This is a genomic window from Acinetobacter sp. UBA6571, assembly GCF_002434085.1.
Lineage (GTDB): Bacteria > Pseudomonadota > Gammaproteobacteria > Pseudomonadales > Moraxellaceae > Acinetobacter > Acinetobacter radioresistens.
On record NZ_DJJJ01000036.1, the window covers coordinates 1 to 23,510 of the forward strand.

The 23,510-nt window shown below is 39.8% G+C and carries 23 protein-coding genes and 1 pseudogene; 14 read left to right on the plus strand and 10 right to left on the minus strand.

Annotated elements, in window-relative coordinates:
• Window positions 1-79: 79 nt before the first annotated feature.
• From B3X18_RS07505 to B3X18_RS07515, 3 genes and pseudogenes are all read right to left on the minus strand, one after another.
• A pseudogene (locus B3X18_RS07505) lies at window positions 80-898 on the minus strand (histidine kinase dimerization/phospho-acceptor domain-containing protein); the annotation flags it as partial.
• Between the two features lie 5 nt (window positions 899-903).
• Entirely contained in the window at window positions 904-1,575 is a 672-nt protein-coding gene (locus tag B3X18_RS07510) for a response regulator transcription factor (protein WP_005246441.1), read from the minus strand.
• A gap of 1 nt (window position 1,576) precedes the next feature.
• Window positions 1,577-3,253, minus strand: coding sequence for a phosphoethanolamine transferase (locus B3X18_RS07515; protein ID WP_000916208.1), 1,677 nt, complete (start codon window positions 3,251-3,253; stop codon window positions 1,577-1,579).
• A 748-nt stretch (window positions 3,254-4,001) separates the two neighbouring features.
• On the opposite strand from B3X18_RS07515, the gene B3X18_RS07520 reads away from it, so the two are divergent.
• A complete protein-coding gene (locus tag B3X18_RS07520; protein ID WP_005404857.1) occupies window positions 4,002-4,706 on the plus strand; it encodes an IS6 family transposase in 705 nt (234 codons plus the stop codon).
• Between the two features lie 98 nt (window positions 4,707-4,804).
• On the opposite strand, the gene B3X18_RS07525 is transcribed toward B3X18_RS07520, so the two are convergent.
• The 3 genes from B3X18_RS07525 to B3X18_RS07535 form a co-directional block, all read right to left on the minus strand.
• Window positions 4,805-5,176, minus strand: a complete 372-nt coding sequence (locus tag B3X18_RS07525; protein ID WP_032029059.1) for a rod shape-determining protein — start codon at window positions 5,174-5,176, stop codon at window positions 4,805-4,807.
• A 185-nt stretch (window positions 5,177-5,361) separates the two neighbouring features.
• Window positions 5,362-5,694, minus strand: coding sequence for a type II toxin-antitoxin system HicB family antitoxin (locus B3X18_RS07530; RefSeq protein ID WP_005404859.1), 333 nt, complete (start codon window positions 5,692-5,694; stop codon window positions 5,362-5,364).
• The gene (locus B3X18_RS07535; protein WP_004812233.1) at window positions 5,691-5,939 is read right to left on the minus strand and encodes a type II toxin-antitoxin system HicA family toxin; all 249 of its coding nucleotides are present in this window, start codon (window positions 5,937-5,939) and stop codon (window positions 5,691-5,693) included. Before B3X18_RS07535 ends, B3X18_RS07530 begins: the two co-directional genes overlap by 4 nt.
• Before the next feature lie 253 nt (window positions 5,940-6,192).
• Between B3X18_RS07535 and B3X18_RS07540 the strand changes: the two genes are divergently transcribed.
• On the plus strand, window positions 6,193-6,396 hold the full coding sequence (locus tag B3X18_RS07540; RefSeq protein WP_004896916.1) for a hypothetical protein: 204 nt from the start codon (window positions 6,193-6,195) through the stop codon (window positions 6,394-6,396).
• 203 nt (window positions 6,397-6,599) lie between these two features.
• Here B3X18_RS07540 and B3X18_RS07545 read toward each other — a convergent pair whose 3' ends face one another.
• A complete protein-coding gene (locus B3X18_RS07545; protein ID WP_000678311.1) occupies window positions 6,600-7,166 on the minus strand; it encodes a recombinase family protein in 567 nt (188 codons plus the stop codon).
• 315 nt (window positions 7,167-7,481) lie between these two features.
• Between B3X18_RS07545 and arsC the strand changes: the two genes are divergently transcribed.
• The 6 genes from arsC (at window position 7,482) to B3X18_RS07575 (ending at window position 11,767) form a co-directional block, all read left to right on the plus strand.
• Window positions 7,482-7,910, plus strand: a complete 429-nt coding sequence (arsC, locus tag B3X18_RS07550; protein ID WP_004733243.1) for an arsenate reductase (glutaredoxin) — start codon at window positions 7,482-7,484, stop codon at window positions 7,908-7,910.
• Between the two features lie 44 nt (window positions 7,911-7,954).
• Window positions 7,955-8,278, plus strand: a complete 324-nt coding sequence (locus B3X18_RS07555; RefSeq protein ID WP_004644742.1) for a metalloregulator ArsR/SmtB family transcription factor — start codon at window positions 7,955-7,957, stop codon at window positions 8,276-8,278.
• Window positions 8,279-8,282: 4 nt separating this feature from the next.
• Window positions 8,283-8,756, plus strand: coding sequence for an arsenate reductase ArsC (locus tag B3X18_RS07560; RefSeq protein WP_004781073.1), 474 nt, complete (start codon window positions 8,283-8,285; stop codon window positions 8,754-8,756).
• Window positions 8,757-8,761: 5 nt separating this feature from the next.
• Window positions 8,762-9,802: an ACR3 family arsenite efflux transporter gene (gene arsB / locus B3X18_RS07565; protein ID WP_004644740.1), complete on the plus strand. Its 1,041-nt coding sequence runs from the start codon at window positions 8,762-8,764 to the stop codon at window positions 9,800-9,802.
• Window positions 9,803-9,806: 4 nt separating this feature from the next.
• Window positions 9,807-10,511 carry an arsenical resistance protein ArsH gene (gene arsH, locus B3X18_RS07570; protein WP_034671366.1) on the plus strand — a complete coding sequence of 235 codons (705 nt, stop codon included), beginning with the start codon at window positions 9,807-9,809 and terminating at the stop codon, window positions 10,509-10,511.
• A gap of 167 nt (window positions 10,512-10,678) precedes the next feature.
• The gene (locus B3X18_RS07575) at window positions 10,679-11,767 is read left to right on the plus strand and encodes an ArsO family NAD(P)H-dependent flavin-containing monooxygenase (protein WP_026444402.1); all 1,089 of its coding nucleotides are present in this window, start codon (window positions 10,679-10,681) and stop codon (window positions 11,765-11,767) included.
• A 326-nt stretch (window positions 11,768-12,093) separates the two neighbouring features.
• On the opposite strand, the gene feoB is transcribed toward B3X18_RS07575, so the two are convergent.
• From feoB to B3X18_RS07590, 3 genes are read right to left on the minus strand one after another with little or no spacing between them, the layout of a single operon-like run.
• Window positions 12,094-13,923, minus strand: coding sequence for a ferrous iron transporter B (feoB, locus tag B3X18_RS07580; protein WP_026444403.1), 1,830 nt, complete (start codon window positions 13,921-13,923; stop codon window positions 12,094-12,096).
• Complete coding sequence (locus tag B3X18_RS07585; RefSeq protein WP_004665962.1) at window positions 13,913-14,173, minus strand: FeoA family protein; 261 nt, start codon at window positions 14,171-14,173, stop codon at window positions 13,913-13,915. Before B3X18_RS07585 ends, feoB begins: the two co-directional genes overlap by 11 nt.
• A gap of 11 nt (window positions 14,174-14,184) precedes the next feature.
• Window positions 14,185-15,465, minus strand: coding sequence for a cation transporter (locus B3X18_RS07590; protein WP_004910216.1), 1,281 nt, complete (start codon window positions 15,463-15,465; stop codon window positions 14,185-14,187).
• A gap of 90 nt (window positions 15,466-15,555) precedes the next feature.
• On the opposite strand from B3X18_RS07590, the gene cadR reads away from it, so the two are divergent.
• From cadR to B3X18_RS07620, 6 genes are all read left to right on the plus strand, one after another.
• On the plus strand, window positions 15,556-15,948 hold the full coding sequence (cadR, locus tag B3X18_RS07595) for a Cd(II)/Pb(II)-responsive transcriptional regulator (protein WP_004281856.1): 393 nt from the start codon (window positions 15,556-15,558) through the stop codon (window positions 15,946-15,948).
• Between the two features lie 142 nt (window positions 15,949-16,090).
• Window positions 16,091-16,501 carry a hypothetical protein gene (locus B3X18_RS07600; RefSeq protein WP_034671369.1) on the plus strand — a complete coding sequence of 137 codons (411 nt, stop codon included), beginning with the start codon at window positions 16,091-16,093 and terminating at the stop codon, window positions 16,499-16,501.
• A 49-nt stretch (window positions 16,502-16,550) separates the two neighbouring features.
• On the plus strand, window positions 16,551-17,918 hold the full coding sequence (locus tag B3X18_RS07605) for a TolC family protein (RefSeq protein WP_004897249.1): 1,368 nt from the start codon (window positions 16,551-16,553) through the stop codon (window positions 17,916-17,918).
• A 1-nt stretch (window position 17,919) separates the two neighbouring features.
• Window positions 17,920-19,155, plus strand: a complete 1,236-nt coding sequence (locus B3X18_RS07610) for an efflux RND transporter periplasmic adaptor subunit (RefSeq protein ID WP_034671371.1) — start codon at window positions 17,920-17,922, stop codon at window positions 19,153-19,155.
• Window positions 19,145-22,303 (plus strand): efflux RND transporter permease subunit, encoded by a 3,159-nt coding sequence (locus tag B3X18_RS07615; RefSeq protein ID WP_034671372.1) that lies wholly within the window; start codon window positions 19,145-19,147, stop codon window positions 22,301-22,303. Before B3X18_RS07610 ends, B3X18_RS07615 begins: the two co-directional genes overlap by 11 nt.
• Before the next feature lie 86 nt (window positions 22,304-22,389).
• A complete protein-coding gene (locus tag B3X18_RS07620) occupies window positions 22,390-23,289 on the plus strand; it encodes a cation diffusion facilitator family transporter (RefSeq protein WP_004733183.1) in 900 nt (299 codons plus the stop codon).
• Window positions 23,290-23,510: the final 221 nt, after the last annotated feature.

Genomic DNA, 23,510 nt, shown 5'->3' on the forward strand with positions numbered 1-23,510 from the left:
ATAAATGAGTTCACCTTGAAAGTGCCGACCATGTAAGGGATTCATCCACTATATCTCGATATAACTAAAATATCTCGCTTATCCTGTCGGCCAAGTTGCAACAGTTCCAAATGCCTTGACTCAAATTATGGATAGACTCGCTTTGAGGGAACTGCTGTAGCAAAATTTGTACCTGTAAATTCAAAGCCGTCAGTGGCGTGCGTAATTCATGGGCAGAATCTGCTACAAATTGACGTTGTTCCTGTTGGGCCAGAGAAATGCGACCAAACAAATAATTCATTTCCTGAATGGTCGGTTCCAGCTCTAAGGGATAATCTTTTATTGCAATTGGCTTTAAGTCTTGTGCCTTGCGGCTGGCCAATTCAGTTTTAAAATCATTGAGCGGCTGAAAATTTTTCCGGATCATCCAGCCTAAGCCAAATACTGCAAAAGGTAAAAAAAGCACATAAGGAAGAAACATATTGGCTGCCAGCTCCAGCGCCAGTTCCTGCCGGACATTTTGCTGCTGGCTCACCTGAATCTGTAATTGCTTACCAGGAATAATATAAGTTAACCAGGTTCCATACGGCGTTTGATGCTTGTAGAAACCTGCTTTCCTGACCGGCGCCACCAGAACATCCTGCAGATGCAAGGAAGTGGCTGTATCTGTATAGGACCAGATATCTACAAATAAATCTTCTTCACTGTATTGTTTTGCCAGATCGATTTGACTTTGCAGGGGCTGCGGATGATTTTCTGAAATGCGCTCTGCCAGGCTTTGCATCTGTTTATCCAGTACTTCATTAATTTCTTCGAGCGCAATCCGGTATGCAGCAAAGATCAGCACACAGCCCAGCACCACGCTAAACAGTGAAATATAAATAACTAGACGTTTTTGCAAGGAATAACGTTTCTGCATGGCGCTCATCCTAAGCGATACCCTAGCCCACGTATGGTACGTATGAAGTCTTTTCCTAGTTTTGCCCGCAGATGATGGATATAAACTTCTACCGTATTACTGCTTACATCACTATCAAAATCATAAAGCTTGTCTTCTAAATCGTTTTTAGAAAAAATTTTGCTAGGATGCATGAGGAGTGCAGTGAGAATAGACCATTCCCGATTAGATAACTCGATCGGTTCATCATTAAAGCATGCAATGTGCTGTTCCAGGTCCAGTTCCAGCCCACTGTGTGATAATTTCTTATTTATATCTGTCACAGTATTTTTTAAACCACTACGGCGTATTAAGGCATGAATACGGGCCAGTAGCTCGTCAAATTCATAGGGTTTAATCAAGTAATCATCTGCTCCCTGATTCAGCCCATCTACCCGATTTTGTAACTGATCCCGGGCAGAGATAATCAGCACCGGTAAATTCGGAAACTTCTGCCGGATATTTTTTAGCACCAGCATGCCATCCATCATCGGCAAGCCTAAATCGAGCAGGACAATATCGTAGACCTGCTGCTGTAACTGTTTTAAACCCTCAATCCCATTATTGACCCAATGCACATCAAACTGATGCAGCTTGAGCAATGTTTCAGTCGACTCGGCAATCATAAAGTCATCTTCAATAATCAGTATTTTATGCATTTCAAGCTCTATTCTTTAATGATGGTGAGCATTGTGCAAGCATATCATTTTTAGCTTCAGTCACTTGCGTTTTTATATCCAGTAAACTTAATAAGCTGGGGAAAAGATGATCCTGACTACGGGCCTGTTCGGTCTGTCCTTTGAGACAGCTGACCTGCTGGGTATTCTGCTGCTTCCAGGCATCGGAGAACCACATCAGCATCGGGACATGGGTTTGCTGGGTCGGTGCCATGCTATAAGGAGCACCATGCAGGTATAAACCATGCTCTCCGGTGGATTCTCCATGATCAGACAGGTACCAGAAACCGGTCTGATATTGAGTCTGCTGCTTTAAAGTTTCAATGATCTGGGCAAGAACATGGTCTGTATATACAATCGAATTATCATAGCTATTCTTTAATTCTTCTGTACTACAGCCCTGAATAGCATTGGTATTACAGGTCGGTTGAAATGGCTGATATGGCGCTTTGGAACGCTTGTAATATGCGGGGCCATGACTACCCATCTGATGCAGTACAATTAATTGTGGTTTCGGGTTGTTTTTATCCAGATGTGCCAGATAATCTTTCAGGCTATCCACCAGGATTTCATCAAAACATTCACCACCGGCATCACACCACTTCTGTTTCAGTTGTGCCGGAATCTGGTATTTTTGTACCCGGTCACAGGCACCTTTACAGCCCGAATTATTATCAATCCAGGTCACCTGATACCCGGCGCGCTGAGCAATATCCAGTAAACCTTCTCGGTGGCTGGCTAACTGTTCATCATAGGTTTCACGTGACATGCCCGAAAACATACAAGGGACTGAAACAGCTGTGGCAGTTCCACAAGAGCTGACCTGATTGAAATTAATTACTGGTAACTTGCTCAGTTCAGGATTGGTATTGCGCGCATAGCCATTTAAAGCGAAACTCTCGGCACGTGCAGTTTCTCCCACTACCAGCACCATCAATTTGGGTTGTTTCTGTATTTGAGCCTGCTGCAGCAGATGGGCATCTTCACCATAAGGAATCAAAGGCAAATTCGCTTTAGGTGCTTTCTTTTTATAGTAGGATACGGTGGATGCAATGCTATTTTGTGGGGAAATCATGCCCTTCAGATCGCGGTGCTCGCGGAAGATGGCTGCATAATCGACATAAAAACAGAATAACAGTCCTAGAATCAATACGGCCGAAAGCAGACTGCTAAGGCTTTTATGCAACAATTGACGCCCGAAAGATGCAGGCTGAATGTTCAGCATCCAGATGATACACAAAGGAAAAATCACAAAGACCAGCGTCCAGATCACCAGCCGTATTGACCAGAGATCACGGACTTCCCGAGCATCGGTCTGCAGCATATTCTGGATCTGGTCCGGCGTAATAACAACCCCCAGACTATTGACAAAATAAGCACTAAAACCGCCCAGAATGATCAGCACACTGGCCAGTATCTTGGCATTCCATTTCCAGTTCAGCCACTGCAAGACCAGATTGTACAAGCCGATAACTACCAGGACTGTAGCCGCCAATAATGCGCCTGCCTTGAGGTTGGTATAAGGCGTCAATTGATGGATTTTCTGGTAGAAAGCAAAGTTTAAGACCAGTCCCAGCCAAATGGCGAGTAAAAGGTTGAAGCGTGCAAGGCTGATGGGTTTGATCTGGCGTAGACCGGGAAAAGAAGGCAGCTTAAGCATTTTTTTAGTTCAAAGACTTTAATATGCTTTAGCCTAAAATTTGAATCTTAAAAATGACTTAAAATAATCTGAGAACTACAAAAACTTATACATATTTTGATTTCAAATCAAATCTGATAAAACTAAAAATGCAGCCCAAGCACGTTGGGGAAAATCCGCAAGTAATGCTCAAGCAAATCATGAGCACAGCCCGAGTATTACTCAAGTCATGCTTGAACCATGCCCTGAATAGCCACCACTTTCCTAGACAAATACAGCCCAAAGAATGATTTCACCCTGAAAATGCCGACCATGGAAGGGATTCATATGCTGCACCTTTAGCTAAAAGAGGATTCAGCTTACCATTAGTGGTTATTTGCAACAGTGCCCTTTTTCTTATGCACGTGGCATGTTCCCTCAGGTTTGATTTAAACCTTCTGCAGTAGAAGTTGAACCTCAACAGCTTGGGCTGCAAATAATTTTTAGCTCAAGTTTGATTGCTCTAAGTAATCTATAATCACCTTCTGGTGAGATAGATATTCAGAACACAATCCGACGAATGGAGTTGTTTTTTTCCACTGCTGTTTTACCATCTTGATTATGTTACACAATCAAGATGAACAAATAAAATGGATGAATTTCAGCATGGTGGTGCCCGTGAAGGTGCTGGTCGCAAACCAGTTCATGAAGGCCCAACCAAAGTGATCGGCACTGTTGCAAATAACAACGAATGGTAAGCTGAAGACTGTTTTAGCTAAAGGTGCAGCATATGAATCCTTTCCATGGTCGACATTTTCAGGGCGAAATCATTCTTTGGGCTGTGCGCTGGTATTGTAAATATGGCATCAGCTATCGTGAACTTCAGGAAATGCTTGCCGAACGTGGTGTGAATGTTGATCACACGACTATTTACCGCTGGGTTCAGCGCTACGCCCCTGAAATAGAAAAACGCTTACGCTGGTATTGGCGTAATCCTACAGATCTGAGCTCATGGCATATTGATGAAACTTATGTAAAAGTAAATGGACAATGGTCTTATCTGTATCGTGCAGTCGATCAACGTGGCTATACGATTGATTTTTATCTTTCTTCTAGACGTAATACCAAATCAGCATATTGTTTTCTTGGAAAAATTTTAAATAATGTGAAGAAGTGGCAAATTCCACAAGTGATCAATACGGATAAAGCACCCACATATGGAGGTGCTTTATTACGGTTAAAACAGGAAGGAAAATGTCCACCAGACCTTGAGCACAGGCAGGTTAAGTACAAAAATAACGTGATCGAATGTGATCATGGTAAGTTAAAGCGGATCATCAGGGCCACGTTAGGATTCAAATCTATGAAAACGGCTTATGCCACAATTAAAGGTATTGAAGTCATGCGTGCACTGCGTAAAGGACAAGCTTCATCATTTTATTATGGTCAGCCTCTGGGTGAAGTGTGTCTAATCAACAGGGTTTTCGGTCTCTAAGCACTTTTTAAAGGGAACTTCATCGACTCAAATTTCTATTTGCAACAGTGCCTCTAAAAGGGGCTTAACCGCCATTATGTTAAATAGGGCTTATAAAATTATTCTTCAATAGAATTTCCATCAAGGTCATATAGCTTTACTTCTCTTGCACCAGCATTAAAAAATAACTCCTTAAAAGCTCGTATTTCAATCTTAGTTAAACTACCTTGTATCGGCTCCATTATTTGGACAATCGTAATAGGAGCTGTAAACTTGAAAAAAGATAAACCGTTAGAATGGTGTCTCATTAAAGCTTTTAATGTTGTTGTAGCGCTTTCAAAATCTGCCAAAATCATTCTTGGGTGATCATAAGGTGATTTAGGAATTTCAGTTGCTTTGGCTATGCCATTCTCTGCCATCAAACTTATACGGTTTTTGTAAAAATGTACCCATATCGCTTTAGGATATTTTTTTAAATCGTCTCTTATCATTTTAGTTCTTAACTTGGATGCTCATTTAATTATAAATATATATTTTTTTTAATTTCAATTGGATAATTCTTAATTTCTTCTAAAATTGACATAATACACCTTACACGAAACTAAAAATGGGAGCTTTAAGCTCCCATTTTTGCTGAGTTTTTCAATTTTTAGGTAGTAGCCTAGGCTTCAATAAATTACGCACCTAAACGCATTAACTTTTCTTGAATCGCCTCACTGACAAAGGCATTTAGAGAATTACTTGATGCTAAAACCGCCTTACGGTGCAATTCAGGGCTAATACGGACATTAAAAGTGCCTTTGAATGGTTGATCAGGAGATTTTCCTAGTTCAGCACATGATTCTAAATAGCCGTCTACAGATTCCTGAAAAGCTTTCTCAAGGGCTTTTAAAGTTTCCGCTTCATAGGTAATAAGATCACGAATAAAAGCAAGTTTTCCAAATAACTCACCTGTTTCAAGATCAGGCTCAATTGTTCCGAGATAACCTTTGTACTTTAAATAGCTCATAAAAATCCCTCCTGCTTGAGTGCCTGTTTTACAGCTTTCAATGCCCCACCTTTGATTTCATTTTCAGGGTGTGGTCTATGCAGTAAAATCATATGTTCAGTTTTTTCATTAAAAAACCGAACACGAGAGCCTGCCATTTCAAATTTTTCATAGCCGAGCTGGCTCAGTAAAACGACTAAATCTTTATATGGAAACGTATTTTTTGAATTTCCAAATTTTTCCAATAACTTTTCCGTTTTACCCATATTTTAGCCCTACTCAGTTACGACTAAGTATAGTCCCTTGAAATTAAAAAATGCAACTAAATTTAGTTGCATTTCATATAACCGCCATTATGTTAAATAGATAGCATTTGGGGGATATTATTTATTCTTTCAATAGGCAGAAACTTGCAGAATTTTTCTTAATTTGTAATCCTTGCGGCTAAGGGTGTCTAGCGTAGCTAAGACAGGTATTCGTTATAGTCGGGCCGCTATAATACGGATAACGAGTGCCTGTATGTTTAACCTAAATATCTTTAATAAGATCTCTAGCGAAGTATTGACCATCAAAAATGATCTTGAGCTGAATTCCGAGAATCAACTGATAACTAAATATAAGACTTCTACTTCTGAAGATTATAAAAAAGCAATTATTTTGATCTTTAAAGAACGTGGCTATACCAGGTTAGAAATAGGTCAGTTACTTGAAGGCCAACTCTAAAGACTTCCTAAAAATAACATAATACACCTTATACGTAATGCTTGATATTTCTCTTTAAATATCATTATATTAAAGCAAGCCGTTCTGGAATATAGGACACCAGAGCGGCTTTTTATTGATTATTCATGTTCCACGCTTAAAATTCGAACAGTGTTTCATGATTTTTATAAGTTAAACTAAATTTAGTTGCTAATCCCAATAAGCTATTCACTAACTTGTAAATATCGGTATACCGCCTGACGACTAATCCCAAAAGCTTTCCCTAATGCCATTTTCGATGGATACTTCCCCTCCTTCCATGCTTGTCGTAAAGCTTCAGCTTGGTCAGGCTTTAGTTTATGCACCCGACCTTTGTACTTCCCCTGAGCAGAGGCGAGTTTTATTCCTTCCTTTTGCCGCTCTAAAATGATCTCACGTTCGAACTGTGCAAAAGCACCCATCATTTGAAGCATCAAATTATCCATCGGGGTGGATTCGGCTGTAAAAGTAATATTTTCTTTTACAAACTGGATGGCGATTCCTCGTTTGACCAGTTTATCTACTTCAGTGACCAAATCTTTTAGGCTTCGCGCAAAACGATCCATTGAATGTACAATCACCCTGTCCCCTTCCCGGACATAGTTCAACATTTCCTGAAATTTCGGTCGGTCGGTATTTTTACCTGAAGCACGGTCAACAAAAATCCGATCGACCTCAATTCCTTCAAGTTGACGTCCAGTGTTTTGCTCGACAGAACTTACCCGGACATACCCTACTTTTTGGCCTTTCACTTTTTCACGCCCCAATTGGATAAAAATGAACAATTTCGTAAATTATAAATCTTTAATACCAAAGTTACATGTTACTTATGATTAAAAAACATTTAAATGGTACATGTTTTTAAGAACTTTTAAAATGTAATTTTAGGGTATACTCTAAATTTACATATTTAAATAACGAGTTTTTTCTCACTCATAAGAATTTGCAAGAATATATATACATTTATTGACATTAAGTAATTTAAATAAAATCAATATACGTATTTACATATATGTGGAAATACGTATATAAGTATATCTGAGTTTCTAATAGCAGTGTTAGTCAAAATGTTCTCGACCATAAAGATTTATCACAATCCTGAGTGTGGTACATCAAGGAATACCTTAGCTTTAATTCAAAATGCAGGAATTGAACCAATCGTTATTGAATATCTAATTACCCCACCTTCGAAAGCAGAATTAATTGAACTTATTCGTAGTGCTGGTTTAAGTGTTAGAGAAGCAATTCGTAAAAATGTACCTCCATATTCTGATTTAGAAATTGTTCGGGAAGATTGGTCTGATGAACAGCTTTTAAATTTTATGCTTCAACATCCTATTTTGATTAACCGCCCATTCGTTGTTACGGATTTAGGTACACGTTTGTGTCGTCCTTCTGAAGTTGTTTTGGATATTCTCCCGTTTCCTCAGAAAGGCGCATTTAGCAAAGAAGATGGTGAAAAAATTATTGATGAAAATGGCCAAAGAATTAAATAGTACTTTCTCATCTCTTGAATGGAAAGAATGTGAAGGAGATTTATATGGATCAAGTTAATTTTTTTAAATGCTTATCAGATGAAACACGTCTCAATATAGTGACATTAATTGTTGAAAATAAAGAACTATGTGTATGTGATTTGACTGAAAAACTACAACTCAGTCAACCGAAAATTTCAAGACATTTAGCCCTTTTACGTGCTTCAGGGCTACTTCAAGATCGCAGACAAGGCCAATGGGTTTACTACAGTATCAATCCAAAATTGGCCAACTGGTGTTATGAAATTTTAGATATTTTGAAGACGGTTCAATCTCAATCAAAGCTGGATGATCAACACCCCCTTTCTGTAAATAGTTATTGTGAGTAATTCAATGAAATTTTTATTTTTATGTACTGGAAATAGCTGCCGTAGCATTTTGTCTGAAGTTTTGTTTAATAGCCGAGCACCAGAAGGTTGGAAAGCCTATAGCGCTGGGAGTAAGCCTTCAGGTCAAGTTCACCCGCTAACTTTAGAAACCCTTGAAAACTTAGGATTATCTACCGAAGGTTTATGGAGTAAAACGATTAATGATTGTGAACAATATCAACCTGATGTTGTGATCACAGTATGTGATTCTGCTGCTCAAGAAGCATGTCCACTTTATTTGGGTGGAGCAATCAAGGCACATTGGGGCTTGGCTGATCCTTCACACTTAGACGTGAATAAAGAAGAAAAAATGAAAGCCTTTATGAGCACTGTTGAACATATCAATCGTCGCTTAGATGCTTTATTTAAACTTAATGTAGATAAACTATCTCGCTCAGAATTGATTGCAGCAATTAATCAAATTTCGAACGTTGAGTAAGTGAAATGTCTGAAAAACGCTTATCTTTTTTAGATCGCAACCTGACGCTATGGATTTTTATTGCCATGGCCTTAGGCATTGCCATCGGAAACTTCTTTCCTCAGGCTTCTGTCGCACTCGATAAATTAAGCATTGATTCAGTGAATATTCCAATCGCGATTGGTCTTATTCTAATGATGTATCCACCACTGGCAAAAGTGAACTATGCGACTTTGCCACAAGTGTTTAAGGATAAGAAAACCCTTACTTTGTCCTTAGTACAAAACTGGCTGATCGCGCCAGTACTCATGTTTGCCCTGGCAATCATATTTTTACATAGTTATCCAGAATATATGACCGGTGTCATCCTGATTGGTCTTGCTCGATGTATTGCCATGGTTCTGGTGTGGAATGGCTTGGCCTGTGGTGATAATCAATATGTTGCAGCATTAGTTGCCTTTAACAGCATCTTCCAGATTCTATTTTTCAGTACCTATGCCTGGTTATTCCTGACCTTCCTTCCACCCTATTTTGGTGTCGCTTCGCAGGTCATTAATGTCGATTTCTGGACCATCACCCATGCTGTTCTGGTTTATCTTGGTATTCCGTTCTTATTAGGTTTCTTAACGCGATGGATTTTGGTGAAACAGAAAGGCGTGGAATGGTATGAAACCAAGTTCATTCCGAAAATCAGTCCGCTGAGTTTAATGGCTTTGCTGTTCACCATTCTGGCCATGTTTAGCCTAAAAGGCGGTGATGTCGTGAGTCTTCCGCTTGAAGTTTTACGCATCGCGATTCCTTTAACCATTTACTTCGTTTTAATGTTCTTCATCAGCTTCTTTATGAGTAAATGGATGGGCAATGACTATCCTAAGACCACAGCAATTGCATTTACCGCAGCGGGGAATAATTTTGAATTATCACTTGCAGTAGCGATTGCAACTTTTGGTATCGCTTCGCCTGTTGCTTTTACCACGATTATTGGCCCACTGGTCGAAGTTCCTGTGTTGATTGCCTTGGTGAGTGTTTCACTCTGGCTGAGAAAGAAAGTTTTTAAAGAGGCCTAACTCTATGAATCTCCCAAATGTAGATCTAAATCTTCTTGAGCAACCCACCCTTGAAAAAGTTCAAGCCAAAGAACTTGCTCATCCTCCGCGAATTTTGCTGCTGTATGGCTCTAATCGAGAACGTTCTTACAGTCGCCTTGCAGTTCTTGAAGCCGGTCGAATCCTTGAGCATTTTGGGGCGGAAATAAAAATCTTTCATCCTAAAGGGCTTCCTTTACCAGAAGATGCGGATACTGAGCATCCAAAAGTAAAAGAACTGCATGAGCTTTTAGCATGGTCAGAAGGCATGGTCTGGTGTTCACCTGAACGCCATGGTTCTATGAGTTCAATCTTTAAATCTCAAATCGACTGGATTCCACTGGCAGGAGGGGCAATCCGTGCTACCCAAGGTAAAACTCTTGCCTTGATGCAAGTCAGTGGCGGATCACAGTCATTTAACAGCCTGAACCAGATGCGTATTTTGGGGCGGTGGATGCGGATGATCACCATTCCAAATCAGTCTTCAGTTCCAAAAGCTTTTTTGGAGTTTGAAGAAGATGGACGAATGAAACCTTCGGCTTTCTATGACCGGATTGTGGATGTGATGGAAGAGTTATTTAAGTTCACCCTACTGACTCGTGGACAAAGCAAATACCTGACAGATCGTTATTCTGAACGCAAGGAATCGGCTGAAGAGTTGTCCAAGCGTGTAAATCAGCGCAGTTTATAAATGCTGGATGGTATTAAATACTGCGCCTCATTGCCAGGTCAGTAACACTTTTATGCTGTACCGATGAAGTGCTGTTAAAGGTACAATGAATATTGTAAAAACCCAGTCTTCATGATTGGGTTTTTACATTAAAGAAGTCAGAGATAAATAAGGAAAAGGTGAAGGCTTTGAACCAGAAACAGACTGAAACTGATGTGATCATTATCGGTGGTGGGCAGGCCGCTTTATCTACCGCTTATTTTTTAAAGCGCAAGAAAATCCCATTCATTATATTGGATGAGCAAAATCAAGCGGGGGGTGCCTGGCTGCATACCTGGGAGTCATTGCGTCTTTTTTCTCCTAATACCTGGAGTTCTCTATCCGGTTGGATGATGCCCATCACTGAACAGACCTATCCAACACGAAATGAGGTGATCCAGTATTTATCGGCTTATGAACAGAGATATCAATTTTCGATTGTTCGTCCAGTACATGTCGATCGTGTGGAATCGAAGGGAAAGTATTTAGACGTATATGCTGGAGAAAAGTTTTGGCGAGCCAAGGTGGTGGTCAGTGCAACAGGGACATGGCGCCAGCCGTTTATTCCTGATTATCCGGGACAGGAAAACTTTCAAGGCACGCAGTTACATTCAGCCCATTACCTGAATGCAGATTCATTTAAAGATAAGAAAGTCATCGTGGTGGGTGGGGGGAATTCGGGCGCGCAAATACTCGCTGAGGTTTCACAAGTTGCTGAAACCATTTGGGTCACAAAAACTCCGCCTCAATTTTTACCTGATGATGTCGATGGTCGAGTACTGTTTTTAAGAGCAACTGAGCGTTTAAAAGTACAACAAGAAGGAAGAAAAGTTGACCAGCCAATAGGTGGCCTAGGTGATATTGTGATGATCGATAGTGTCAAAGAGGCAAGGAATAGAGGAGTCTTACATAGCCGTCCACCTTTTCAATCTTTAGCTACAGATGCAGTTATTTGGCCAGATGGAAAAAAAGAGAAAATTGATGTGATTATTTGGTGTACTGGATTTAAGGCTTCATTAAATCATCTAAAAAGTATAGATATAGTAGAGCGAGATAACTTTGTAGAAGTTCAAAATGGAAGGTCTATTAAGTTACCTAACTTGTGGTTAGTTGGATATGGAGATTGGACAGGTATGGCATCTGCAACATTAATTGGCGTTTCTAGAACAGCGAGAGCTACAGTAGATGAGATCTTCACTTATCTACAAGAAATTAATACTAAAAAATTTTCAGAATAATTATCCATATCGAGTATAAGAATTTTAGAATCGGTTTTGTGTCTAGGCTACTGGGAGCATTCCAATATTTTGATTATTATTTCACTAAAAGTGTCTACAAGATCATGCTCTTCATTAAGCCATAATTTTTGATATTTAAACCTAATTTCATGAATTGCACTAAAAAGAGGGAACTCTTTCATAATTTATAATTAAATTAGAAGTTTTCTTAGGAAGCTGTTTAATATTATTGATATCTATACAGTTTTCTTGTAAAAGCGCTTCATTTATAGTGAGTATTTCAATAAAATAAGGGAGCTAGCTCCCTTATTTTATTCATTTGCTAATTAAAAATTACTCGCAACTTGATATGTGATGAATGAAAAGATGTAGGCTAATGCAAACAAATAAGTTGCCATAATGATGGGCTGTTTCCAGCTGCCAGTTTCTCGTCTAATTGTTGCTAACGTAGCAAGACAATGGGGAGCAAAAATAAACCATACCAATAATGATAAACCTGTGGCTAACCCCCATCCATCCGGGCCTGAAATTTGACTTAACAGACTTTGAGTTACTGTATCTTCATCACCTGACATCGCATAAATCACCCCAAGAGCAGCAATTACAACTTCCCTTGCTGCCATAGCAGGAATGAGTGCAATACATATTTCCCATGTAAACCCAATAGGCGCAAATATAGGATGAATTAAATGCCCTAACTGACCAGCTAAACTATAGTTAATGGCCGGCATGCTTGCATTATCTGGTGGTTGAGGGAACGTGACTAGCACCCATAACAAGATAGACAGCGCAACGATAATGCCACCAACTCGTTTTAAGAAAATAGTTGCCCTATCATATAAGCCTAATGCAATATTTCTAATATCTGGAATTCGGTATGTGGGAAGTTCAAAAATAAAAATACTTTCAGTTTTATCTTTTCGAACCAACTTCAGAAACACTGAAACTAATAACGCTGAGACTATTCCCGACATATAAAGACCAAAAAGGACTAATCCTTGCAGACTTAACCAGCCGTAGATTAATTGGTTGGGAATAAATGCCGCGATCAATAAAGCATATACTGGCAATCTTGCTGAACAGGTCATCAAGGGTGCAATCATAATTGTTGCTAATCGGTCCCGTTCAGAGCTGATACTTCTGGTTGCCATAATTCCGGGAATGGCACAAGCAAAACTGGATAGCAGAGGAATAAATGAACGGCCGCTAAGCCCGGCTTTAGACATTAATTTATCTAAAAGAAATGCTGCCCGGGGTAAATAGCCTGACTCTTCAAGCATTAAAATGAAGAAGAATAAAATCAAAATCTGAGGCATATATGCAAGCACGCTACCTGCACCAGCAATTACCCCATCCACAACCAAGCTTTTTAATAGAGGATGTTGGATTAGTGGTCCAATAAAATCACTGAGCCATGCGACAAAATTTTCAATGAATTCAATAAAAGGCGTTGCCCATATAAATACCGCCTGGAACATCACAAACATGGTTAAAGTTAAGATTACTAAACCCAATACAGGATGTAGAAAAATTTTATCTAGAAATGCGGTTCTTTTATCACCACTGTCATTATTTAAAATAACTTGTTTGGTGATTTGTTTGACCTGTTCAAAATGACTTAATTCAGAATGATAAGGAGTAATAAAAAGATTTTTTTGATCTAATTGATTAATTAAATCTTGAATTCCTTTTGTTTTAACTGCGACAGCTTCAACTACAGGGATACCTAACAGTTGAGACAGTTTATCCTTATCAATGGAAATACCACGCTTTTTGACCTCATCCATCATATTTAATACAAGAATCATAGGGCGATTTAGAGCACGAACTTCGAGAACCAAGCTCAAATGTAAGCTTAAATTTGTGGCATCTACAACGCATATAAAAATATCGGGTAGAATTTCACCTTTTAGCTCGCCCAAACAAACTGCCCTGGTGACTTCTTCATCTAAACTACTAGGTTTTAAACTGTAAGTTCCGGGTAAGTCCAATACTCGTATTGCATCACCAGAAGGTAATTTAAAAGAACCTTCTTTTCTTTCTACGGTAACTCCAGCATAGTTGGCAACTTTTTGTCGCGTACCAGTAAGCGTATTAAATAAAGAGGTTTTTCCGCAATTTGGATTACCGACTAATGCAATGTTCTTAATCTTCATTGGATACTAACTCTACAAAAATTCTTTCAGCTTCATTCTTTCTTAATGCGAATCTTGAAGTTTCAATTTGAACTAAAACAGGATCTCCGCCAAAAACACCTTTAGCGAGTACTTGTAGAGTTTCACCCTCTCTAAAACCTAATAGTTGGAGCCGTTCCAATACGGGATCAGTGGTATGACTGTATTGATTACCTTTTTTGAGATCTCTAATTTTGACGATCTGATTTTGTTTAACTTGAAATAGATTCATTTTCGATACTCTTACTTCAAAGCCAAAATCTTTCGAGCACCATTAAGCACGAATAAAGAAACCAGGATGCCAATGATTAAGTCTGGGTAAGCTGATCCCGTCCACGCCACGAGTACACCGGCAAATATAACGCCCATATTTACGACAACGTCATTCGCCGAGAAAATCCAACTGGCTTTCATATGTGCGCCATCTTCTCGATGACCAGAAATAAGATATAAGCATGTCACGTTAGCTATAAGTGCGAGCAGGCCAATAACAATCATGAGCGTTGATTCTGGCTCGCTTCCAAACATGAATCGTCTAATGACATCAATAATCACGATGACAGCAAGTAATAACTGAATCCAACCTGCGAAATGGGCTGCTTTCACTTGATATTTCGCAGCTTTTCCGACGGCATATAGCGCAATACCATAAACGGCTGCATCGGCAAACATATCTAGAGAATCAGCAATCAATCCTGTAGACGCAGCAATAATTCCGCTGATGAATTCTATAAAGAACAGTAGAGCATTAATGCCTAATAACAGTTTAAGTACTTTAGCTTGTCTCACAGGATCAGGTTCATTAGGTATATCGCCTGTAGAAAGCTGTGTTTCATCAAGTTTCGCCCCAAAACCCAGTCCTTCAAGTTTGGCCGTAATTTGCTGACTCCCTTCATTATGGAAGACTTTCAGTTTTCGATTGGGAAGATCAAAAGTAAGACCTTTAACTGCTTCAATATCTGCAAGAGCCATACGGACCATTTGCTCTTCAGCAGAGCAATCCATTTTAGGAATGGTATAGGTACTTGTTTGCTTAGCCTGTTGATTGCTTATATAAGTTTCAGTCTTCACAAGCTTTGCACCAAAACCCAAAGCTTCAAGTTTGGTAGTTATATTTTCATCTTTTTGATTATGTAGAACCTTTAAAGACCGGTTAGGTAAATCAAAGATGAGTTTTTGAACACCATCAATTGAAGATAGCGCCATACGAACCATCTGTTCTTCCGCAGAACAATCCATTTTGGGAACTAAGTATTCACTCATGTAGTGCGAATCTTTTAAAACGTTTTCAGTGCTTAAATTTTCTTTGGGATCAGAACCACAACAGGATTGAGCGGTATCTTCACAACTGTTTGAAGTGTTACAGCAAGGAGATGAAGATTTTTCTTCTTCCTCTTCACCACAACAGCTAGGCGTATTATCACAATTCTTTGAATTGCTTGCTTCTGCAATTGATGGATGATTTTCTTGTTGAGATTTCTTATCTTCGCATGGTGTTTCTTTACTACATCCACAGCCACTCATAGTTATACCCATTAAAAAAATTTATAAACTTTGAATATTAGAATCCCTATAGTTACTATAGAGTCAAGATTTTTTGGAAATACCAACTCAATGCATTTAAAAATTGGTGAACTCTCTAAAAAAACCTCATGTTCAGTATTAACAATTAGGTTTTATGAAAAGGAAGGTTTAATTCCGGAACCCGAAAGAACGGAAGGAAATTACCGCCTTTACGATATAGGCTATGTTGAGCGAATTAAGTTTATTTTGAATTGCCGAACTTTAAATATGAGTTTGAATGAAATTCGTCAATTACTCACCTATAAAGATAATCCCAAGAAAAATTGTTCAGATGTGAATGAATTAATTGACTTACATGTCAGTGCTATCAGAGAAAATATAATCAAGCAACAAAAGCTTATTGAACAATTATCTGATTTAAGAGGTACTTGTGATGGCTTATGTACAATTGACCAATGTGGAGTTCTAAAAAATCTAGCTTGATTATCTAGACCTATGCTTTTTTCAAAAATTCTGTATATCTTTACTTTAGGCTGCAAAAAGTTTAAGGTTACTCAAATTCTGTGATCAGATCTTTGATAGATCTGGACAGCTTCTTATTGGTGTTTTAAATACAGATTTGTGTATGAAGAGAAAAACATTTCTAATCCAGATATTGGTACTCTTATTCACATTCCAGAATATTTGGAGTGTGGCAGAGGCTGCGTGTCTGCATGAAATGCCAAACATACCCAATTCAATACTCTCTAATCCAATCGATTTAGACGAAAAGAGTGATAGTCCTAGTCAAGCACTTTATTCCTTAGAAAACTATAAAGAAATCTATGACTATTGTCAGAAGGTTTGTTTTAACGAAAAGTGCAGTCATTTCTCAAATACAATCGTGATTCAGATTGACCCACCCGATGATCTAAAGCTTAAAGCTAATTTTGAGACCGGCATTACCCCAACTTATTTGGGAATAACTTTTTATAAACCCCCTTATCTGAATCAATTAACCCCGCCTCCCGATTTGCCCCTACTATTGGTGGGGTAGTCTTATAAAAGCCCACCACTCCTAATTTCATTATGCGTGGGGCATTTTCATGTCAAAAAACAAATTACATCAGGATACCTCCATCCTGAATTTATCCTGGTCAGCCTTAGGTAGCGGTATCTTGCTATCTGCAATGATCAGCTTCAGTACTTCCGTAGTCGCCAGTACTCAAGATTTAACGCTGCAGCAAGCTATTGAGCAGGTTAACCAATATCAAGCGTCCCAAAATTTCTGGGAAACGCAAAATAGTATTAATGCCACGAATCTTCAGCAAAGTAAGCTGTTTAAAAATCCTGAATTGTCAGTTGAACAAACGGGCTTTGGTTCAAATAATGAAAAAGAGCTTGCCATCGGTATATCACAACCTTTGGATATTTTTGGTGAGCGAAGAGCAAACCAAAAATTAGCCAGTCTCTCAATAGATAAAACAGCGCTGAAACAGAAGATTTATCAAGCACAAATTGAGCTTGCAGTGAAATATGTATGGTCGCAACTGGCCATTGCCGAACTTGAAAAAAACATTGTCAATGAACAACTTCGGGTGAGCGAAGAAAACCTTCAAGCAATCGAAAAGCGCTTTAATGCAGGCAGTATCGCGCAAGTAGATGTGAATCGCGCACGTTTAAGTCATGCTGAAAATATCCGTCTTTTTAGACAGGCCGACTTACAGGTACAAGTGGCAACCCAACAATTATCAAATTTATGGGGAACCTCTGATAAGTCATTGCAGGTAAACCTCTCTTCACAAAAGCTCTGGCCAAAATCGACTCATCAGCAGGTTCAAGAATATTTAGCGGAAAACTACGTTGAGAAATATCGAGCTTTACTGGTATTAGAGTCTCAAGCAACGGTTGATCAACTAAGGGCAAAGGCACGTCCTAACCCCACTTTAAACCTAGGTGTCAACCGCACCCAATCCTTGGAAAACTCCACACAAAATCAATTAGTAGTCGGAGTCAGTGTACCGCTTAATATTTTCGATCGTCAGCAAAATGGCATAAAAATCGCGCAAGAAAAAATGAACTTATTAGAGCGTCAGAAAGAGTTTTATCTAAAGCAAAATGCGCTGCAAATAGGCACAATTTTAACCGAGTTGCAGGGTTTAGAGCTGCAATTCAAAGTCGTTGACGAGACTCAAATTCCTTTGGCGACTCAAGTTCAAAGTAAGACGCTACAAGGTTTCTTGGCAGGCAAGTTTGCTTTAACCGATGTTCAGCAAGCCACGCTTCAATTACAAGACATCCGTCTGCGTAAAGTCCAGTTGTTACGGGATGGCTGGCAAAAGGCCATTGAAGCAGAAAGTTTGAGCTTAGGCATTAGCCCAAGTGAAGTCATGTCGAAAGATGCTATTGCACAAATCAATCAAAACTTATGGCAAGACATACAGGCCATGCCTGTCATTGGTGGGGGAAATTAACATGTTCGATCTTAAAAACAGCTTAAAAAAACAGAGCGGAAAAATCTCTCAACCTCTACTGATTAGTTTGGTTATCGGCGCTACCGTACTCCTCAGTATTTTTTTGATCTTAACTGGTAAGAATAAATCGGAAACATCAGATGAACATGCCGAGGAAGAAGGGGGAGAAGAACATGGCGGTGAAACCGAAGAGCATGCAGAAGGTGTGAGCCTGACTGCCAAGCAACTGGTGGAACAGGGCATACAATTATCAGCGGTCGATCAAGGCCCGGTGGTTAAATTAAGTTCTTATCCTGCCAAACTGAATGTGAATACGGATCAGCAAGCGCACGTCTCACCGAGTTTTAGTGGTCATGTAGAAAATGTCTATGTAGAACTCGGTCAAAAAGTTCAGAAAGGACAGCCTTTGGCTGCGTTGCTTGTTCCTGATCTAGTTGATCAGCAGGCCAATCTTAAAATTGAACAAACCAACCTTGAACTGGCGAAACAAGACTATGATCGTGAGCGTCAGCTTTGGTCACAGGGCATTTCAGCAAAACAGGACTATCAACGTGCTTATAACAGCTATAAACGGGCACAAATTCAGGTTCAAGCGGCCCAATCACGTTTAAGTGCATTTGGTGCAGTGAATGCCAGTAACGGACGCTATATTTTGAAAGCTCCCATTTCTGGCGTGATCAGTAAAAAGGATTTGGTTCTCGGGGAAAATGTTCAGTTAGCCGATCAACTCTTTACGATAGACCGGTTAGATCAACTCTGGCTTGAGTTTATTGTTCCAAATTCTGAAATTATGGGCTTAGCCCCGAATCAAAAGATCGAATTTAAATCCTTGCAAACAGAAAAGGTTTATCAAGCTGTTATTCAGACTTTAAATACTGAAGCGGATATTCAAACAGGTCGTCTTCAGGTGCGAGCAAAAGTTGAATCGAATGCAACCGAATTACGTCCAAACTTGATGGTAAACGTACAGTTGCAACAACGCAGTGAAAGTACCGCATTACGGGTACTTAAGTCCGCAGTTCAGAATGTCGATGGAAAAGATGTGGTTTTTGTCGCCACTCAGCATGGACAAAAAGTTGAATTCAGTCCGCAACCGGTGAAATTAGGGCAATCATCTGGGGAGAGCCAATGGATTGAAGTGGTGAGTGGGCTTAGTCAGGGACAAAAATATGCCGCTCAAGGCAGTTTTTTACTGAAATCCGAGCTGGAAAAAGGAGAGGCTTCACATGAGCACTAAAAGCCCTCACATTCCAGACCACGAATCGGTAAAACCTGAAGGACTGTTTGATCGACTGATCCAGTTTTCTATCCATAACGCAATCTGGGTCATGCTGTTTATTGCAGCCTGGATTGCTATTGGTATTTATAGTTATCAAAAGTTACCGATTGATGCTGTACCAGATATTACCAATACTCAGGTGCAGATTAACACTTCAGCCAATGGTTTTACGGCTTTAGAAATGGAACAGCGGATTACCTATCCCATTGAGAATGCCATGTCAGGCATGCCGAAAATGGAACAAACCCGTTCGATTTCACGCTACGGCTTATCGCAAGTGACCATCATTTTTGAAGATGGCACGGATATTTACTGGGCCAGACAGCTTATCAACCAGCGCTTGCAAGAAGCAATGGGAGAAATGCCTGAAGATGTGCAACCTAACATGTCGCCTATTTCGACAGGTTTAGGTGAAATCTATCAATGGGTGATTAAAGCCGAACCAAATGCTAAAAAGCCGGATGGAACCCCTTATTCGGCGATGGATTTACGTGAAATTCAGGATTGGATTGTAAGACCGCAATTACAGCGCGTAAAAGGCGTTGCTGAGATCAACAGTATCGGTGGCTTTAATAAAACCTATGTGGTTGCCCCTGATCTGAACCGATTGCAACAATTGCAAATTCCTTTGTCTGATTTACAAACTGCCTTAACAGAGAATAATGAAAACCGTGGTGCTGGCTATATTGAGAAAAATGGACAACAGCTAACGGTTCGTGTTCCCGGCACTTTAAACACGATTGAAGATATCCAGAACATCAGTATTGCCAATAAAAACGGCTATCCGATTCGGGTGGCAGATGTCGCCAATGTCTCAATTGGTCATGACTTAAGAACAGGGGCTGCAACCTATAATGGTGAAGAAACTGTATTGGGTATTGCCATGATGATGATGGGAGAAAATAGCCGTACCGTTGCTCAAGCCATTGATGAAAAGGTGCAATCGATCCAGCAATCGCTACCTAAAGGTGTGGTGATTGAGACTGTGTATGACCGTACGCATTTGGTTGATCGGGCGATCAAAACCGTTCAGAAAAATTTGATTGAGGGTGCAATCCTCGTCATTGTTATTTTATTTCTCTTTCTAGGTAATTTCCGTGCTGCGCTGATCACGGCTTGCGTTATTCCACTCTCAATGCTGTTTACCTTGACGGGAATGGCAGAGCAGAAGATTAGTGCAAATCTGATGAGTTTAGGGGCACTGGACTTCGGTATTATTATTGATGGTGCAGTGGTTATTGTAGAAAACTGTATCCGTCGGCTAGCAGAAGCTCAGAAGCTGAAAGGTGGTTTACTTAGCCGTTCTGAAAGATTTAAAGAAGTCTTCTTGGCTGCAAAACAGGCGCGTCGTCCTCTGATTTTTGGACAGTTAATTATTTTGGTGGTTTATCTACCTATCTTTACCCTGACGGGTGTAGAAGCCAAACTTTTCCATCCTATGGCAATGACTGTTGTACTGGCTTTAATTGGGGCCATGATTTTATCTGTCACTTTTGTGCCAGCCGCAGTTGCCCTATTTGTCACTGGAGAAGTCAAGGAAACCGAAAGTCGCTGGATGCATTGGCTTAAAACCAAATATGAACTGCTTTTAGATAAAGCCTATGAGCTTCGTTTATTTGTGACTATTGTGGCTGCCTGTATTTTAGTGCTTACGGGCGTGCTAGCCACTCAAACAGGTAGCGAGTTTGCACCTCAACTGGGTGAAGGTGATTTTGCTGTTCAGCAAATGCGTTCCCCAAGTACAGGGTTAGAACAGTCACTGAGAATGCAGGAAAATACTGAAAAGTTACTGTTGAAAGAATTTCCTGAAATTAAAGCGATCTTTGCTCGTACCGGTACAGCAGAAGTGGCCACAGATGTTATGCCACCCAACATTTCAGATGGCGTGGTACTGTTAAAACCTCATGATGAATGGCCTGATCCAAAACAAACGATTGATGAGCTTCGCCAAAGAATGATTACTTTCTTAGCGACATTGCCGGGAAATAACAGTGAGTTCTCGCAACCCATTGAACTGCGCTTTAACGAGTTAATTTCAGGGGTGCGAAGTGATGTGGGTGTCAAATTATTTGGTGATGACATGGAGATTCTAAATCGCGAAGCGAATAAAATTTCTCAAAAAATTAACTCAATTTCAGGCGCGACAGCCGTTAATGTAGAACAGACCAGTGGCTTACCCTTGTTGAATGTAGAGGTGGATAAGTCCAGAGCTGCACAATATGGCTTGTCGGTAAGAGCAATTCAGGATCTGGTAGCTACAAGTGTCGGTGGCCAGAATGTTGGAACAATTTTACAGGGAGACAAGCGTTTTGATTTTGTCATCCGTCTAGATGAATCCCAGCGTAGTCCTGAACAGTTAGCGGTACTTCCTATTCAATTGCCGAATGGTGGTTTAGTCCAACTGCAAGATGTGGCACGCGTTGAAAATATCCTGGGTATTAATCAGGTCAGCCGTGAAAATGGTAAACGTCGAGTGGTTATTACTGCAAATGTAGAAGGACGTGATTTAGGCTCATTCGTAACAGAGCTTCAGAGCACGTTATCCAAACAGGAATTACCAAGCGGTTATTGGATAGATTATGGCGGTCAATTTCAAAATCTGATGTCTGCAAAAGCGCGTATGCAATTGGTGGTTCCGCTCGCATTGTTGACGATCTTTATTTTATTGATGGCTGTATTCCATAATATCAAAGAAAGCTTACTGGTCTTTAGTGGTGTACCGTTTGCCTTATGTGGAGGCTTAATCGCGTTGTGGTTGCGTGACATTCCATTATCCATGTCAGCAGGGGTTGGCTTCATTGCACTATCGGGGGTGGCTGTACTGAATGGCTTAGTCATGCTCACCTTTATCAAAGAGTTGCGACAACAATATGACCTTTATTATGCAACGTGGCAGGGTGCAATTTTGCGTCTTAGACCTGTGCTGATGACCGCTTGTGTGGCGTCCCTTGGGTTTGTCCCGATGGCTTTGGCAACCGGAACTGGGGCAGAAGTACAGAGACCTTTAGCAACAGTGGTTATTGGAGGAATTATCTCCTCTACCCTGCTTACATTGGTTTTATTGCCCGTACTGTACCGCTGGATGAATGAAAAGAAAGTTTCTTAATCCAATAGATTAGTCGATTTACAGCAGAGATATTGGCTGTTATCCAATATCTCTGCTCATCATAAATAGAATAAGGAAAATATTTTATGTCAGAACATCATGATCATAGCCATGCGGTTGTTACTGAAGAAAATAGTAAGAAGTTAATGGTTGCCTTAGGTTTAACGACTACTTTTTTAATAGTAGAAGTTGTCGCTGCTTTTATTACCCAAAGTTTGGCTTTGTTATCTGATGCAGCTCATATGTTTACTGATGTAGCCGCTTTAGCTATTGCTCTTGCCGCTATCAAAATTGGTAAAAAAGCCGCAGATGATAAAAGAACTTTTGGCTATCAGCGATTTGAAATTTTAGCGGCTCTGTTTAATGCGGTGATGCTTTTTGTGGTAGCAATATATATTGTATATGAAGCTTATCAACGTTTTACGAACCCTGCTGAAATTCAAAGTGTTGAAATGATGATTGTCGCGGTCATTGGTTTGGTCGTAAATTTGATTTCAATGAAAATCCTTTCTGCTAGTGCTGAAGGAAGTCTAAATATAAAAGGTGCATATTTAGAAGTTCTTAGTGATGCTCTAGGATCGATAGGCGTGATTATCGGAGGAATAGTTATTTATTTTACCCAGTGGATGTGGGTTGATACCGTAATCGCTGTGTTAATTGGCTTCTGGGTCTTACCTCGAACTTGGATTTTATTAAAACAAAGTATTAATATTCTGCTTGAAGGGGTTCCTGATGAGATTGATATTGAGTCGTTAAGAAATGATTTATTGAAGCTAGAGGGCGTTGAAGGGATTCATCAGTTGAAAGTCTGGGCTATATCCTCAAAAAATATTCATTTAACTGCTCATTTGGTTGCTCCGAATAGCAATACAGATCAACTCTATCAAAAGGCCTTAGAAGTTCTAAAACATAATCATAATATTACTGAAATTACGTTACAAATAGAAAGTAAGGAATGTAATACATTGGAACAGCATAAACATTAAAGTGCTGCTCTTTCTACATAATGGACAGATGACTAGGCTGATAAACCTTACCATTTTCCTGTATTACACTTCTATTTATCACACGCACTTTAAACGGCACTGTTGCAAATAACCACGAATGGTAAGCTGAAGACTGTTTTAGCTAAAGGTGCAGCATATGAATCCTTTCCATGGTCGGCATTTTCAGGGCGAAATCATTCGGCACTGTTGCAAATAGGCTG

Coding starts and splice junctions, on each gene's coding strand:
- B3X18_RS07555 (WP_004644742.1), top strand. CDS start 7,955: ATGGATCAAGTTAATTTTTTTAAATGCTTATCAGATGAAACACGTCTC.
- B3X18_RS07510 (WP_005246441.1), bottom strand. CDS start 1,575: ATGCATAAAATACTGATTATTGAAGATGACTTTATGATTGCCGAGTCG.
- cadR (WP_004281856.1), top strand. CDS start 15,556: ATGCATTTAAAAATTGGTGAACTCTCTAAAAAAACCTCATGTTCAGTA.
- arsH (WP_034671366.1), top strand. CDS start 9,807: ATGAATCTCCCAAATGTAGATCTAAATCTTCTTGAGCAACCCACCCTT.
- B3X18_RS07610 (WP_034671371.1), top strand. CDS start 17,920: ATGTTCGATCTTAAAAACAGCTTAAAAAAACAGAGCGGAAAAATCTCT.
- B3X18_RS07535 (WP_004812233.1), bottom strand. CDS start 5,939: ATGGGTAAAACGGAAAAGTTATTGGAAAAATTTGGAAATTCAAAAAAT.
- B3X18_RS07585 (WP_004665962.1), bottom strand. CDS start 14,173: ATGAATCTATTTCAAGTTAAACAAAATCAGATCGTCAAAATTAGAGAT.
- B3X18_RS07590 (WP_004910216.1), bottom strand. CDS start 15,465: ATGAGTGGCTGTGGATGTAGTAAAGAAACACCATGCGAAGATAAGAAA.
- B3X18_RS07600 (WP_034671369.1), top strand. CDS start 16,091: ATGAAGAGAAAAACATTTCTAATCCAGATATTGGTACTCTTATTCACA.
- B3X18_RS07615 (WP_034671372.1), top strand. CDS start 19,145: ATGAGCACTAAAAGCCCTCACATTCCAGACCACGAATCGGTAAAACCT.
- B3X18_RS07620 (WP_004733183.1), top strand. CDS start 22,390: ATGTCAGAACATCATGATCATAGCCATGCGGTTGTTACTGAAGAAAAT.
- arsB (WP_004644740.1), top strand. CDS start 8,762: ATGTCTGAAAAACGCTTATCTTTTTTAGATCGCAACCTGACGCTATGG.
- feoB (WP_026444403.1), bottom strand. CDS start 13,923: ATGAAGATTAAGAACATTGCATTAGTCGGTAATCCAAATTGCGGAAAA.
- B3X18_RS07605 (WP_004897249.1), top strand. CDS start 16,551: ATGTCAAAAAACAAATTACATCAGGATACCTCCATCCTGAATTTATCC.
- B3X18_RS07560 (WP_004781073.1), top strand. CDS start 8,283: ATGAAATTTTTATTTTTATGTACTGGAAATAGCTGCCGTAGCATTTTG.
- B3X18_RS07540 (WP_004896916.1), top strand. CDS start 6,193: ATGTTTAACCTAAATATCTTTAATAAGATCTCTAGCGAAGTATTGACC.
- B3X18_RS07515 (WP_000916208.1), bottom strand. CDS start 3,253: ATGCTTAAGCTGCCTTCTTTTCCCGGTCTACGCCAGATCAAACCCATC.
- B3X18_RS07520 (WP_005404857.1), top strand. CDS start 4,002: ATGAATCCTTTCCATGGTCGACATTTTCAGGGCGAAATCATTCTTTGG.
- B3X18_RS07530 (WP_005404859.1), bottom strand. CDS start 5,694: ATGAGCTATTTAAAGTACAAAGGTTATCTCGGAACAATTGAGCCTGAT.
- arsC (WP_004733243.1), top strand. CDS start 7,482: ATGTTCTCGACCATAAAGATTTATCACAATCCTGAGTGTGGTACATCA.
- B3X18_RS07525 (WP_032029059.1), bottom strand. CDS start 5,176: ATGATAAGAGACGATTTAAAAAAATATCCTAAAGCGATATGGGTACAT.